Source organism: Oceaniglobus roseus (genome assembly GCF_002869745.1).
GTDB lineage: Bacteria > Pseudomonadota > Alphaproteobacteria > Rhodobacterales > Rhodobacteraceae > Oceaniglobus > Oceaniglobus roseus.
The window spans coordinates 103,472-117,695 of record NZ_PNOS01000007.1 but is presented as its reverse complement, the minus strand read 5'-3'; the positions used below and the strand labels follow the sequence as shown (position 1 = coordinate 117,695).

The window sequence follows — 14,224 nt, the reverse complement described above, 5'->3', positions numbered from 1 at the left end:
AGCGACCAGCGGCTTTCCACCCCCCCCGCCCCGCCCTGCCCCGGCGTCAGCAGCACCCCGAGCGGCGCCAGCCCGGAGGTGCCCGCGGCCAGGTGCAGGCGGCGCACCGGGGTCAGGCCCGGCGCCTCGGGCAGGTCGGCAACGGCCAGCCCCACCGCCCCCGCGCGCAGCACCTCCTCGAGACACCAGAGTATGTCGTCGGGACGGGTCGGCGCGAGGAAGGTGATCCGCGACGGCGCGACCCAGGGCGCGAAGCCGTCGGGGTTGGGCGGCGGCGGGCCCCAGGAAGGGCTGATCCAGAACACCTCTCCGCTCGTCCGCCCCGCCAGGGCGAGGGCGAGGGTCCAGCGGGCGGGACCGCAGAATTCGTGCACCCTGCCCGCCCTGAGACGCAGGTCGCCGAGGAACGCCTGCCCGGTGTCCGGCGCATCGGCGCCCGGGTTCAGGATCTTCGCATGGGTGAGCGGCGAGGTCATGGCACGATCCTCGCATGTTCTTAATTTGTTCTCAACGGATTCGTGGGATCCGGGGACGGTGCCCCGCCCGGGCCGCCCGCGGGCGGAGACGGCGGATGCCTCCGGCGGGAGTATTTCTGCAAAGAAGAAACAGGGGGATGGTCGAGGAAGGACAGCGCGGTGCGGGACGGGCCCGCGTGATTCTGCCGCGGATCAGACGAGCTTTCCGCCGTTCAGGCGCACGGTGCGGTCCATGCGCGCGGCGAGGTCGAGGTTGTGGGTGGCGATCACCGCCGAAAGCCCGGTGTCGCGCACGAGGTCCATGAGCGCGGCGAAGACCGTCTCGGCCGTCTCGGGGTCGAGGTTGCCGGTGGGCTCGTCCGCCAGGAGCAGGCGCGGCCGGTTGGCGAGCGCCCGGCACAGCGCCACGCGCTGCTGCTCGCCCCCCGAGAGCGCCGAGGGGCGGTGGTCAGCGCGGGACGCGATGCCGACGCGGCCGAGAAGGTCGGCGGCGCGGGCCTTCGCCTCGGACGCCGCGATGCCGTGGGCGAGCTGCGGCAGGACGATGTTCTCTTCCGCCGTGAACTCGGGCAGCAGGTGGTGGAACTGGTAGACGAAGCCGATGTCGGCACGCCGCGCCCGGGTGCGGCGGCGCTCGGGCAGGCCGGTCATGTCCTCGCCCGCCAGCACCACGCGGCCCGTGTCGGGCGTGTCGAGCAGGCCCGCGATGTGCAGCAGCGTGGACTTGCCGGCGCCCGAGGGGGCGATCACCGCCACCACCTCGCCCCGGTTCACGGTCAGCGAGGCGCCGGTCAGCACGCGGACCTCGTTCACCTGGCCACGGTTGTAGAACTTCTCGAGCGCGTCGATCTCCAGCACCGGCTCACTCATAGCGCAGCGCCTCCACCGGGTTCATCCGCGCGGCGCGGCGGGCGGGAAAGATGGTGACGACGAAGGAGAGGCCGAGCGACAGGATCACCGCCGACAGCACGTCGTTCAGTTCGAGCTTCGCCGGGAGGGCATAGATGCCGCGGATCGAGGGATCCCAGACGCCGCCGCCGGAGAGGTAGTTCACGAGGCTGAAGATCGGGTCGATCCAGATCGCGAAGGCGCAGCCGAGGATCACCCCGGCAAGGGTGCCGACGAGCCCGGTCATCGCGCCGCAGATGAAGAAGACCCTGAGGATCGAGCCTTCGGAGAGGCCGATGGTGCGCAGGATACCGATGTCGCGGCCCTTGTTCTTCACCAGCATGATCAGGCCCGAGATGATGTTCATGGCCGCGATCAGCACCAGGATCGACAGGATGATGAACATCACGTTGTCCTCGATGTCGAGCGCGCGCAGGAAGGCGCCCGAGGCGTCGCGCCAGGTCCAGACCAGCGCCCGCTCGCCCCCCGCCTGCGCCAGCGGCACGATCATGTCCTCGACCCGGTCGGGATCGGAGACCATGATCTCGAGCTCGTCCGCCGCGCCCTCGCGGTTGAAATAGGTCTGGGCGGCGGCGAAGGGCATGTAGACCCGGGTGCGGTCGATGTCGTAGCGGCCCGCGGTGAAGATGTAGGCGACCGGGTAGTTCGACACCCGCGGAGAGGTGCCGAAGGCCGTCTTCGCCCCGTCGGGCGAGATCAGCTTGACGGTGTCGCCGACCGTGACCCCCAGCTCCTGCGCGACGCCCGAGCCGATGGCGATGCCCTCGTTCTCGCCGAACCCGGCGAGGCTGCCCTGGCTGCTCTCGGGGTGGGCGATGCGGGGAATGTTGGCGAGATCGGCCGGGGCGATGCCGAAGACCTCGACCCCCGCCGTGTTGCCGCGGACCGAGGCCATGACCTGCCCCTTCACCAGCGGCGCGACGGTGGTGACGCCCGGCACCTGGCGCACCCGGTCGGCCATGGCGGCGTAATCGGTGATCTTCCGGGTGATCTGGCCGTCGGCGTCCTGGTACTGGGCCGAGTAGATGGTGACATGGGCGTTGGCGCCGAGGATGGTGTCCACGAACTCTTCCCGGAAGCCCGAGCGCACGGCGAGGGTCGCGATGAGCGCGAAGACGGCGAGCGTGATGCCGACGAGGCTGATCCAGGTCATCACGCTGACCCCGCCCTCGGCCCGCTTGGCGCGCAGGTAGCGCCAGGCGATCATCCATTCGAAGCGGGAAAACGGGGCGGTCGATCCGGCCAAGGCGGCGGTCCTTTCCAAAACTCAGGCGGACACTTCGCCGCTTGGCCGCTCCGGGTCAAGGTGGCGCCGCCCGGCGTCGCGGTCACACCGGCGTCATTCCGAGCGGGAGGCTTCGGCCGTGGCGTCCCGCGGCGCATGGGCGTGGCGCAACCGCTCGGCGTGCTGTTCGACCATGGCGGCGATCGCCTCCTCCCGGCTTTCGGCCAGGGGCAGCGTCTCGCGGTTCAGGCCGCGGGCGACGTCGGGATCGAGGATCAGGTCGGCGATCATCGGGTAATGGTCCGAGCCGACGTCGGGGCCGCGGCCAAAATGCACCATGGCGACATCGTCGGTGATGTAGATCTGGTCGATCGGAAAGCGCAGGATCGGGTGGTTGACGTCGAAGCTCGGCAGCGGGCCACGGCCGATCCTGGGGTCGAGATAGCGGCCCACCTGCTTGAACCGGTGCGAGATGTTCGACCAGGCGACGGCGTTGAAATCGCCCATGATGATCACCGGCATCCCCGTGGCGCGGGCGAAGCGGGCGGCATAGTAGAGCTGGGCGTCGCGATCCTCGGAATCGACGCCGGGCGTGGGCGGACGGGGGTGCATGCCGACGAAGCGGAACACCTTGCCGGTGTCGGTCTCGAGCTCTGCAAAGGCGGTCGGCGTGTCGTCGGCGGTCAGGTAGCGCACCTCCATCTTGTGCACCTTCAGCCGGGTGGCAAGCACGAGGCCATAGTAGTTGTCCTTGGGGTGACGCAGGACGGTGGGGTATTCCTGCACGACGGGATCGAGCTCGCTCGCCCATGTCTCGTCGGTCTCCATCAGGAACAGGATGTCGGGATCGGCCCCGGTGATGGCGTCGCGCACCGCCTGGTACCTGTCGTTCTCCATCAGCACGTTGGAGGACATGACGCGGACGACGTCGTGGTGCGGTTCGGGCCGGGCATAGTCGATCTCGCGCTTGGCCAGAGGCGTGTAGGGATAGATCTTCCAGCCCTGGTAGCCGAGACAGGCGAGCTGCACCGCCACCAGCGCCCACCACCCCCTCGGCATGAGGACCAGCGTCAGGGCGATGAGCGGCAGCAGCACGAAGACGTAGTGGATCCGGGGAAATTCCATCGCCTGGATCCACCACTGCTGGCTTTCGGTGAAGGGCAGCAGGGAAAAGGCCGCAATGGCCAGGGTGCAGGCGCTGATCAGCACCGCCAGTATCAGGACCGTCACGGCATTCTCCGGATCGCTTCGGGGTCGACGCCGTTCTGTCACGGATCTTCCATCGCGTCAGCAACAACCGACAGGCCGCTTCGGTTCCCCGAAGGTCAGTCCATCGCCTGCGTGCCGGGGGTCAGCCGCACCAGCCGCCCGTTGTCCTGGTCGGTGATGGCAAGGATCGCCCCGTCCGGCGCGATCTCGATGTCGCGCACGCGGCCCAGTTCGTCGCGCAGGAAGCGCTCTTCGCCGACCACCGTCTCGTCCTCGAGGTCGAGGCGCACGATGCCGCCGGGCTTCAGCGAGGCGGCGATCACGTCGCCTTCCCAGTCGGCGAAGGTCTCGCCCTCCATCCAGGCGAAGCCGCCGGGGGCGATGACCGGATCCCAGTAGTATCGCGGCTCGACCACGCCCTCCTGGCTGTGTTCGCCGCTGCCGACGGGCTGGCCCGAGTACTTCTCGCCGTAGCTGACGAGCGGCCAGCCGTAGTTCCCGCCCGCCTCGATCCGGTTCAGCTCGTCCCCGCCCTTCGGCCCGTGCTCCAGCCCCCAGAGTTCGCCCGTCGAGGGGCGGATGGCGGCGCCCTGGATGTTGCGGTGGCCATAGGACCAGATCTCGGGCCTGGCGCCCTCCTCGCCCGCGAACGGATTGTCGCCCGGCGCCTCGCCGTCGAGGGTGACGCGGACGATCTTGCCGTAGGTCTTGTCGAGATCCTGCGCGTACTGGCGCAGGCGGTCGGTGAAGTGCTCGCCGGTGGTGATGAACACATAGTCGCCGTGGGGCACGATCCGGCTGCCGAAGTGCTTGGCGTTCGGCGCGGGCGGGTCCTGCACGAAGATGTCGGTGACGCCGGTCAGTTCGCGCAGGTCCTCCGACAGCCTGCCCTTCGCGGCGGCGGTGGCCGACATGCCGCCCTCCATCGGCTTGGCATAGGTCAGGAAGACGGTGCGGCTTTCCGCGAAATCCTCGGCCAGCGCCACGTCGAGCAGACCGCCCTGGTCCTGCGCCAGCACTTCCGGCACGCCCGCGATCGGTTCGCCGACCGTGCCGTCTTCCCCGACGTGTCGCAGGGCGCCCGAGCGCTCGGTGACCAGATAGCTGCCGTCGGGCAGCACCTCGATCCCCCAGGGATGGCTCAGGCCCGAGGCGATCTCCTCGACCTCCAGGGACACGCCGCTGTCCATGGCGGGGGCGCGGGTCTGGTTCTCGAAGGCGGGTTCGAACTCGGGGACGTTCCTGGGGCCCTGTTCGACCGGCTCGGCCATCGCGAGGACGGGGAAGGCGGCGGTGGCGGCGAGGAGGGAAAGCGTGCGGGTCATGTCAGTCTCCGTTTCGGTGGCTGGTATGGCGTTCACGACTGAACACCCCGGCCGCGGTCACGGTTTCTTCACGAAAGGGTTGGGGCGCGGGCCTCGGTTCTGGCCCCGGTTCGTGCGTAGGCAAGATGCCGGGCGCGCGGACAAGGGCGACCCGGCGGATATGCGGCGGTCGATTGCCCTGTGCCTGGCAGGAACGCGGGCGCCGCGACGGGACGCGGCACCACGCTTCAGATTTCAGTGTCGGGCCTTCACCCCTTGCCGTAGATCCCCGCGATCCGGGCGACGGCAGCCTCGGGCGCCATCTCTTCGGACTCGCCGGTCCTGCGCGAGGTCAGCTCGACCACGCCGTTCTTCAGCCCCCGGGGGCCGACGGTGATCCGCCAGGGCAGGCCGATCAGGTCCATGGTGGCGAACTTGCCCCCTGCCCGCTCCTCCCGGTCGTCGTAGAGCGGTTCCAGCCCGAGGTCGGTGATCTGCCTGTAGAGCGACTCGCAGGCGGCATCGGCCTCGGCGTCGCCCTGCTTGAGGTTCACGATGCCGACGTGGAAGGGCGTCACGCCCTCGGGCCAGATGATGCCCTTGTCGTCGTGGCTCGCCTCGATGATCGCGCCGAGCAGACGCGACACGCCGATCCCGTGGGAGCCCATGTGCACCGGCACCCGGCCGCCTTCCGGCGTCTGCACCATGGCGCCCATCGGCTCGGAATACTTGGTGCCGAAGTAGAAGATCTGCCCCACCTCGATGCCCCGCGCGACGCGGCGCCGCTCTTCGGGGATCTCGTTGAACACCGCCTCGTCGTGGGTCTCGTCCGTGCGGGCATAGCGCGAGGTGAACTCCTCCAGCACCGCCTGGCAGGCCTCGCGCGAATCGTAGTCGATCTCGCGGTCGCCGAACTTCAGGTCGGTGATCTCGGCATCGTAGAACACCTCGGACTCGCCCGTCTCGGCCAGCACCAGGAACTCGTGGGTGTCGTCGCCGCCGATCGGCCCCGAGTCCGCGCGCATCGGGATCGCCTGCAACCCCATGCGTTCGTAGGTGCGCAGGTAGCTGACGAGGTGGCGGTTGTAGGCGTGCAGCGCGTCCTCCTTCGTCAGGTCGAAGTTGTAGCCGTCCTTCATCAGGAACTCGCGCCCGCGCATGACGCCGAAGCGCGGCCGCATCTCGTCGCGGAACTTCCACTGGATGTGGTAGAGCGTCAGCGGCAGGTCCTTGTAGCTGCTGACGTGGCTGCGGAAGATGTCGGTGATCATCTCCTCGTTCGTCGGACCGTAGAGCATGTCGCGGTCCTGCCGGTCCTTGATCCTGAGCATCTCGGGACCGTAGGCATCGAAGCGGCCGGATTCGCGCCAGAGGTCGGCCGATTGCAGCGTCGGCATCAGCATCGGGATATGGCCCGCGCGCTGCTGCTCCTCGTGCACGATGGTCTCGATGTTCTTCAGCACCTTGTAGCCGAGCGGCAGCCACGAATAGATCCCCGCCGCGGCCTGCTTGATCATGCCGGCCCTCAGCATCAGGCGGTGGCTGACGATCTGCGCCTCGGCGGGCGTCTCTTTCAGCACGGGCAGGAAATAGCGGGTCAGGCGCATGGGATCGGTCCTCGGGTGAACTTGCTGGCGCTTGGTAGGCGATTGGCGGGGAGCAGACAAGCGGGGGCAAACGGCAGATGCCCGCGCTCGCCCGCTGTGCGCACCGCTACTTTGCAAGTTCCGCTCCGCACATAGGGCATTCCCCGACCGCGGGCGGGGGAGAAGCCCCCGCCCGTGCGGGCGGTCGGGGGCTGCCCGGCGTTGCCGCCCGGCGGGACATCTCCGCTGGGTGCGATAGAGCCCCGACGTTAACGCAGCTTCAGCGTCGCCAGTCCGATCAGCGCGAGGATCAGGGAGATGATCCAGAAGCGGATGACGATCTGCGGCTCGGCCCAGCCGCGCTTCTCGAAGTGGTGGTGGATCGGGGCCATCAGGAACACCCGCTTGCCGGTGCGCTTGAAATAGAAGACCTGGATGATGACCGACAGCGCCTCGACCACGAAGAGGCCGCCGACCACGCCCAGGACCAGCTCGTGCTTGATCGCGACAGCGATGGCGCCGAGCGCGCCGCCGAGCGCGAGCGAGCCGGTGTCGCCCATGAACACCGCCGCGGGCGGCGCATTGTACCAGAGGAACCCGAGCCCGCCGCCGATCAGCCCGGCGGTGAAGATCAGCAGCTCTCCGGTTCCGGGGACGTAGTGGACATCGAGGTAGTCGGTGAAGTCGACCCGGCCCACGGCATAGGCGATGACGCCGAGCGTGCCGGCCGCGATCATCACCGGCATGATGGCGAGACCGTCCAGACCGTCCGTCAGGTTCACCGCGTTGGCGGCGCCGACGATGACGAACATGGCGAAGGGGATGAAGAACCAGCCGAGGTGCAGCAGCACGTTCTTGAAGATCGGGAAGGCGAGGTTGTAGCTCAGCTCGGCCGGGTGGAAATACGCCGCCCAGACCGAGGCGAGCGCGGCGATGGCGAAGCCGATGGCGAGCCGCGACTTGCCCGAGAGGCCCGCGTTGCTGTTCTTCGTCACCTTGGCATAGTCGTCGGCGAAGCCGATCAGGCCGAAGCCGATGGTGACGAACAGCACCATCCAGACATAGGGGTTGTCGAGCCGTGCCCAGAGCAGGGTCGACACGATCAGAGCGCCGAGGATCAGCACGCCCCCCATGGTGGGCGTGCCCGCCTTGGTCACGATGTGGCTTTCGGGGCCGTCGGTGCGGATCGGCTGGCCGTGCTTCTGGCGACGGCGCAGCAGGTTGATCAGCGGGCGGCCGAACATGAAGCCGAAGACGAGCGCGGTGAAGAACGCCGCCCCCGCCCGGAACGTGATGTAGCGGAACAGGTTGAAGACGTCGCCGCCGTCAGAGAATTCGGTAAGCCAGTAAAGCACTCAGATCGCCCCTCCGTCGGGCCGGGCGGCCGCCTCGACGGCGGGCATCGCCCCTTCGCCGCCGGACAGGATGCCGCGGCCCGGCACGCGATGACCCAGTTTGCGGATGGCGTCAACGACAAGGCTCACCTTGCTGCCCTTCGAGCCCTTCACCAGCACCACGTCGCCCGCGTCGACCAGGCCGTGCGCCTTCTCGGCAAGATCGTGGGCGGAGGCCACCCAGCGGCCGCGCATGTGCTCGGGCAGGCTGTCGAACAGCGGTTTCATGCGGGGGCCCACGGCGTGGACGATGTCGACCGCGCGCAGGCTGTCGAGATCGCCGAGGGCAAGGTGCATCGCCGCCTCGTCGGGACCGAGTTCCAGCATGTCGCCGAGGATGGCGATGCGCCGCCCCTTGCCGATCCTTCCGATGCCCGAAACGGGCGTGCTGTCGGCCAGCACCTCCAGCGCGGCGGCCATGGAGGTGGGGTTGGCGTTGAAGGCGTCGTCGATCAGCTCGATCGTCAGCGCCTCGTTCGCGGGGTCGAGCGCGATCTTCTCGCGGGTGCCGCGGCCCGCGGGGGGAGCCCAGTTCGCGATCTCCCTCACGAGGATCGCGGGATCGGCCCCGGCCGCCTCGGCCGTCGCGATCACCGCCAGCGCGTTCATCGCGAAGTGACGCCCGCCGGTCATCACCTTGAACAGCAGCGGCATCTCCCCGTGCTGCGCCTGCACGACCGTGGCACCCCCCGCCGGGCGCGCGTCGAGCAGGCGATAGTCCGCCTCCGGCGCCTCGCCGAAGCCTATGATCCGCGCGCCATGGGCGCGGGCGGTGTCGAGCAGGATCCGCGCCTGCGGCACGTCCCGGTTGACGACGGCGGTGCCCCCGGCGACGAGCCCGCCGAAGATCGACGCCTTCTCGTGGGCGATGCCCTCGAGGTTCTCGAAGGCCTCGAGGTGCGCCGCCGCGATGGTGGTGATCATCGCGACATGGGGCGCGGCCATGCGCGACAGGGGCTCGATCTCGCCCGGGTGGTTCATGCCGATCTCGATCACCGCGAAATCGGCGTCCTTCGGCATCCGCGCGAGCGTCAGCGGCACGCCCCAGTGGTTGTTGTAGCTCGCCTCGGCCGCGTGCGTGCGCCCGGCGGCGCTCAGCACGGTGCGCAGCATCTCCTTGGCCGAGGTCTTGCCGACCGAGCCGGTGACGCCGATCACCGTCGCGCAGGTCCGGGCGCGGGCGAAGCGCCCCATCGCCTCGAGCGCGGGCAGCACCTTGTCGACGATCAGCAGCGGCGCGGTTTCGTCCAGCCCCGCGGGGATGTGCGAGACGAGGGCGGCGGCGGCGCCCTTCTCCAGCGCCTGCGCCACGAAATCGTGGCCGTCGCGCACGTCCGACAGCGCCACGAACAGGTCGCCCGGTTGCAGGGTGCGGGTGTCGATCGAGACGCCGGTGGCGGTCCAGGGACGCGTCGTCACGCCCCAGGTCGCCTCGACCGCCTCGGCGGAGGTCCAGAGCGGGGTCATGCCACGCGCCCGTCCAGCGCCGCGACGGCGACGCTTGCCTGTTCCACGTCGTCGAAGGGGAAGACGGCGTCGCCCACGGTCTGCCCGGTCTCGTGGCCCTTGCCCGCGATCAGCAGCGCGTCGCCGGCCTCCAACATGTCGACGCCCCTCAGGATCGCCTCCGCGCGGTCGCCGACCTCGATCGCGTCGGGATCGGCCTTGAGGATCTGTGACCTTATTTCGGCCGGATCCTCGCTCCGTGGGTTGTCGTCTGTCACTATTCGAACATCGGCGTTCTCCGCCGCCGCCTTGCCCATCAGCGGCCGCTTTCCGCGGTCGCGGTCGCCGCCCGCTCCGTAGGCGACCACCAGCCGCCCCATGACGTGGGGGCGCAGGTTCGACAGCGCGGTGGCGATCGCGTCGGGCGTGTGGGCGTAGTCCACGAAGACCGCGGCACCGTTGTCCCGCGTCGCGGCCAGTTGCATCCGCCCGGCGACCGTCACCAGGTGGGGCAATGTGTCGAAGACGCGGGCCGGATCCTCGCCGCAGGCCAGCACCAGCCCGGCCGCGGCCAGCACGTTGCCCGCCTGGAAGCCGCCGATCAGGTTCAGCCGCACCTGCCGCGTGACGCCGTTCCAGGAAAACCGCAGGTCCTGCCCGGTGGCATCGAAGCGCTGCGACAGGATCCGGAGCGCGGCATCCCCGGCCCGGCCGATCCGGAGAACGTCCTGGCCGCGCATCTCGGCGATGTTGGCCATGTCGGGGCCGCGGGGATCGTCGATGTTGATGACGGCGATGGCGTCCTCCGGCAGGACCCGGTCGAACAGGCCCGCCTTCGCCGCGAAATATTCCTCGAAGCTCGCGTGGTAATCCAGGTGGTCCTGGCTGAAGTTGGTGAAGGCCGCCGCCGAGAGCCGCACGCCGTCGAGCCGCCGCTGGGCCAGCCCGTGGCTCGACGCCTCCATGGCGACGTGGGTGATGTGGGCGGCTTCCAGCTCGGCCAGCATGGCGTGGAGCGTGATCGGCTCGGGCGTGGTGTGGCGCAGCGGCGCGGCATAGGCGCCCTGAACGCCGGTGGTGCCGAGGTTCACCGCCTGCTCGCCCAGCAGCATCCAGATCTGGCGCGCGAAGGTGGCGACGGAGGTCTTGCCGTTGGTGCCGGTGGTGGCGACGATCACCTCGGGCTGGCGTTCGAACCAGAGCGCGGCGGCCAGGGCAAGGGTCTGGCGCGGATCCTCGGCCACCACCAGCGCGGCGTCCGATCCGTCCAGCGCCGCGGCCGCGATCTGCGCGCCCTCGCGGTCGGTCAGGATGGCCGAGGCGCCGCGGGCCAGCGCGCCCTCCACGAAGCGGGCGCCGTGGACCTTCACCCCCGGCAGCGCCGCGAAGAGGTTGCCGCGTGCGAGGGTCCGGCTGTCGACGGAAAGCCCCGTCACCACCGCCTCGCGCCCGTTCTGCGCGGTCAGCCCCAGATCGGCGAGCGCCGCCTCCTTCACCTTGCCGTTCGTCCTGCCCATGGCTGCCCTGCCCCCTTCAGTTCGAGGTATGCCTTACCGCAGTCAGGTCGGGAGTTTCAATGATCGGGGCCAGTCCCAGCAGGGGCGCGGCGCGGCGGATCACCTCGGCGGCGACGGGCACGGCCGTCCAGCCGGCGGTGCGGCGCGGCTCGTCCCCCGACGTGTCCGAGGCCTCGTCCATGGTGACGATCAGGACGTATTTCGGGTCCGACGCGGGAAAGACGCTGGCGAAGGTGTTGACGTTCTTGTCCTGGTAGTAGCCGCCGTTGCCCTTGGGCTTGTTGGCCGTCCCGGTCTTGCCCGCCACCTCGTAGCCCGCGACGGCGCCGAAGCTGGCCGTGCCGCGCACCACCACCTGCCGCAGCATCTCGCGCGCGGCGCGCGAGGTCTCCTCGGACACGATCCGCTTGCCCTTCTCGACCGTGTTGCGCCTCAGCAGCGTCGGCACGACCCGCGTACCGCCGTTCAGGAGCGACGAATAGGCCGCCGCGAGATGCATCGGCGATGCGGCGATGCCGTGGCCGTAGGAGGCGGTGATCGTGGTGATCTCGCTCCAGTTGCCGGGATAGATCGGCGCCGCGCCGGGCGCCTCGACCATCTCGATCGGCGTCGGCTGGAGGAAGCCGAGTTCGCCCAGGAACGCCTTCTGCCGCTCGCCGCCGATCCTGAGGGCGATCTTCGCGGTGCCGACGTTCGAGGATTTCACGATCACGTCCGTCACCGACAGCAGCGGGCCGTAGTTGTGGTTCTGGAACTCGTGGATCTTGAAGCGGCCCCATTTCATCGGCGCGTTGGCGTCGACCATGGTTTCGGGGCGGACCATGCCCATCTCCATCGCCTGCGAGACGGTGAAGATCTTGAAGGTCGAGCCCAGCTCGTAGACCCCCTGGAGCGCGCGGTTGAACAGCGGGCTGTCCGCGGGATCGCCCTTCAGCAGCGGCGGCGGGCGGTCGTTCGGGTCGAAGTCCGGCAGCGACACCATCGACAGCACCTCGCCGGTGTGCACGTCCATCAGCACCGCAGCGGCACCCTTGGCGTTCATCAGCTTCATGCCGCCGTACAGCACCTCGCGCACCGCCGACTGGACGGTGAGGTCGATGGACAGCTGCAGCGGCCTGCCCTCCTCGGCCGGGTCGCGGAGGTAGTCGTCGAACGCCCGCTCGACGCCAGCCACGCCGATCACCTCGGCCGAATGGACGCCCTCGCGCCCGAAGCTCGCCCCGCCGAGGATATGGGCGGCAAGGCTGCCGTTCGGATAGAGGCGCATCTCGCGCGGGCCGAACAGGAGACCCGGATCGCCGATGTCGTGCACCGCCTGCTTCTGCTCGGGGCTGAGTTTCTTGCGGATCCACAGGAACTTGCGCTTGCCGGTGAAGTCTTTCAGCAGCTTCTGCTCGTCCAGCTCGGGGAAGATCTTCGCCAGCTCGCGCGCAGCCTTCTCCTTGTCGATCATCAGCGGCGGCTGGGCATAGAGCGAGTGGGTGAACATGTTCGTCGCCAGCACCCGGCCGTTGCGGTCGACGATGTCGGCGCGCTGCGCGACGATGGCGGTGCCGCCGGCCTGCACCCGCGGCTCCTCCGGGACGGAGGCCGCCATCAGCCCCATGCGGGCGCCGACGACGCCGAAGGCGCAGAAGAAGAACACCGACAGCACCAGGAGCCGCCCCTCGGCCTGCATCCGCGCGCGGTCGCGCTGCGCCTCGTGGCGCAGGCGCAGGTTCTCGGCCTCGATGGCGTCCGGGTTCTCGCCGGTCTCGCGGGCGCGCAGGATGCGGGCCAGGGGGCGAAGGGGGGTGCGGATCATGGCTCCTGCTCCTCGTTGGTGCCGCTGGTCATGACGGTGCCGGTGAGATCCATCGCGGGCAGCTCGGGGGCAGGAAAGGCCACCTCGTCGACGCGGGCGAACTGCTCGGGCACCAGCGGCAGCAGGCCCAGGCGGTCGAAGTTCAGCGCCGCGAGATCGCGCAGGCGGGCGGGACGGTTGAGGTAGGCCCATTCGGCCTTCAGCACCGCGATCGCCTCGCGCCGGTCGCCGATGTCGCGCTGGAGCCGGTCGACGATGCGCAGGGATTCCTGCGTCCTGTAGTTCTCCTGGTAGGCCCAGAAGGCGAGCCCCATCACCGACAGGGCCGTGAGGATGAAGAAGACGGATTTCATGTGCGCAAGTCCCCCAGATGGTCGAATTTCGGCAGTCCCAGTGCGGTGCGGTCCACCGGCGCGGCGGCGGTGGCGGTGCGCGTGGCCACTCTCAGCCGGGCCGAGCGGGCCCGGGGATTCGCCTCGAGCTCCGCGGCATCGGGGCCGATGCCCTTCGAGACCGCGGTGAAGGCCGGATCGGGCGTGTCGGCCTCGGGCGCATAGCGGTTCGCCCTGCCCCCGCCGCCCGAGCGGGCGGTCAGGAAGCGCTTGACGATGCGGTCCTCGAGCGAGTGGAAGCTGACGACGGCCAGCTTTCCGCCCGGCGCCAGCGCGCGCTCGGCCGCCTCAAGCCCCGCCACCAGCTCGCCGAACTCGTCGTTCACGGCGATGCGGATCGCCTGGAAGCTGCGCGTCGCGGGGTGACTCTGGCCGGGCTTCGCCCGCGGCAGGCACCCCTCGACGACGCGGGCCAGGTGCCGGGTGGTCTCGATCGGTCCCTCGGCGCGGATCTTCACGATGGCGCGGGCGATGCGGCGGGCCGCGCGCTCTTCTCCGTAGTGGAACAGGATGTCGGCCAGCGTCCCCTCGTCCAGCCCGTTGACGAGGTCCGCGGCGCTCGGCCCCGCGCCGCCCATGCGCATGTCGAGCGGGCCGTCCTTCTGGAACGAGAAGCCCCGTTCGGCCTGGTCGAGCTGCATCGAGCTGACGCCGAGGTCCAGCACCACCCCGTCGAGCGGCGCGTCGCAATAGGTGTCGAGCCGGCCGAAGGTGCCCTCGACCAGCCTGAGCCGGCCGCCATGTTCCCCTGCCCATTCCTTTGCCATCGCGAAGACCGACGGATCGCGGTCGACGCCGATCACCAGGTCAGCCCCCGCCGCCAGCAGCCCGCGGGCATAGCCACCGGCCCCGAACGTGCCGTCGAGCCAGCGGCCCCCGACCGGCGCCACCGCTTCAAGAAGCGGGCGCAACAGGACGGGAACATGGGGTTTTTCGGGAGTTACGGCAGCCGGGGACACGGC

12 protein-coding genes are annotated in these 14,224 nt (G+C 69.6%); all 12 read right to left on the bottom strand.

Annotated elements, in window-relative coordinates:
* Nucleotides 1-476, bottom strand: a 476-nt coding sequence (locus tag A7B20_RS05695; RefSeq protein WP_102107585.1) for a hypothetical protein, incomplete at its 3' end; no start/stop codon positions are given.
* A 192-nt stretch (nucleotides 477-668) separates the two neighbouring features.
* A complete protein-coding gene (locus tag A7B20_RS05690) occupies nucleotides 669-1,346 on the bottom strand; it encodes an ABC transporter ATP-binding protein (RefSeq protein ID WP_102107584.1) in 678 nt (225 codons plus the stop codon).
* Nucleotides 1,339-2,592 carry a lipoprotein-releasing ABC transporter permease subunit gene (locus A7B20_RS05685; RefSeq protein ID WP_425437125.1) on the bottom strand — a complete coding sequence of 418 codons (1,254 nt, stop codon included), beginning with the start codon at nucleotides 2,590-2,592 and terminating at the stop codon, nucleotides 1,339-1,341. Before A7B20_RS05685 ends, A7B20_RS05690 begins: the two co-directional genes overlap by 8 nt.
* 132 nt (nucleotides 2,593-2,724) lie before the next feature.
* The gene (locus A7B20_RS05680; protein WP_102107582.1) at nucleotides 2,725-3,840 is read right to left on the bottom strand and encodes an endonuclease/exonuclease/phosphatase family protein; all 1,116 of its coding nucleotides are present in this window, start codon (nucleotides 3,838-3,840) and stop codon (nucleotides 2,725-2,727) included.
* A 95-nt stretch (nucleotides 3,841-3,935) separates the two neighbouring features.
* Nucleotides 3,936-5,144, bottom strand: coding sequence for a PQQ-dependent sugar dehydrogenase (locus A7B20_RS05675; RefSeq protein WP_102107581.1), 1,209 nt, complete (start codon nucleotides 5,142-5,144; stop codon nucleotides 3,936-3,938).
* Between the two features lie 248 nt (nucleotides 5,145-5,392).
* Complete coding sequence (gene proS, locus A7B20_RS05670; RefSeq protein WP_102107580.1) at nucleotides 5,393-6,730, bottom strand: proline--tRNA ligase; 1,338 nt, start codon at nucleotides 6,728-6,730, stop codon at nucleotides 5,393-5,395.
* A gap of 248 nt (nucleotides 6,731-6,978) precedes the next feature.
* Nucleotides 6,979-8,064, bottom strand: a complete 1,086-nt coding sequence (gene mraY, locus A7B20_RS05665) for a phospho-N-acetylmuramoyl-pentapeptide-transferase (protein ID WP_102107579.1) — start codon at nucleotides 8,062-8,064, stop codon at nucleotides 6,979-6,981.
* Nucleotides 8,065-9,570, bottom strand: a complete 1,506-nt coding sequence (locus A7B20_RS05660; RefSeq protein ID WP_102107578.1) for a UDP-N-acetylmuramoyl-tripeptide--D-alanyl-D-alanine ligase — start codon at nucleotides 9,568-9,570, stop codon at nucleotides 8,065-8,067.
* A complete protein-coding gene (locus A7B20_RS05655; protein WP_102107577.1) occupies nucleotides 9,567-11,066 on the bottom strand; it encodes a UDP-N-acetylmuramoyl-L-alanyl-D-glutamate--2,6-diaminopimelate ligase in 1,500 nt (499 codons plus the stop codon). Before A7B20_RS05655 ends, A7B20_RS05660 begins: the two co-directional genes overlap by 4 nt.
* A 16-nt stretch (nucleotides 11,067-11,082) precedes the next feature.
* Complete coding sequence (locus A7B20_RS05650; RefSeq protein ID WP_102107576.1) at nucleotides 11,083-12,870, bottom strand: peptidoglycan D,D-transpeptidase FtsI family protein; 1,788 nt, start codon at nucleotides 12,868-12,870, stop codon at nucleotides 11,083-11,085.
* Complete coding sequence (ftsL, locus tag A7B20_RS05645; protein WP_102107575.1) at nucleotides 12,867-13,223, bottom strand: cell division protein FtsL; 357 nt, start codon at nucleotides 13,221-13,223, stop codon at nucleotides 12,867-12,869. Before ftsL ends, A7B20_RS05650 begins: the two co-directional genes overlap by 4 nt.
* Complete coding sequence (rsmH, locus tag A7B20_RS05640) at nucleotides 13,220-14,221, bottom strand: 16S rRNA (cytosine(1402)-N(4))-methyltransferase RsmH (protein WP_102107574.1); 1,002 nt, start codon at nucleotides 14,219-14,221, stop codon at nucleotides 13,220-13,222. Before rsmH ends, ftsL begins: the two co-directional genes overlap by 4 nt.
* Nucleotides 14,222-14,224 lie beyond the last annotated feature (3 nt).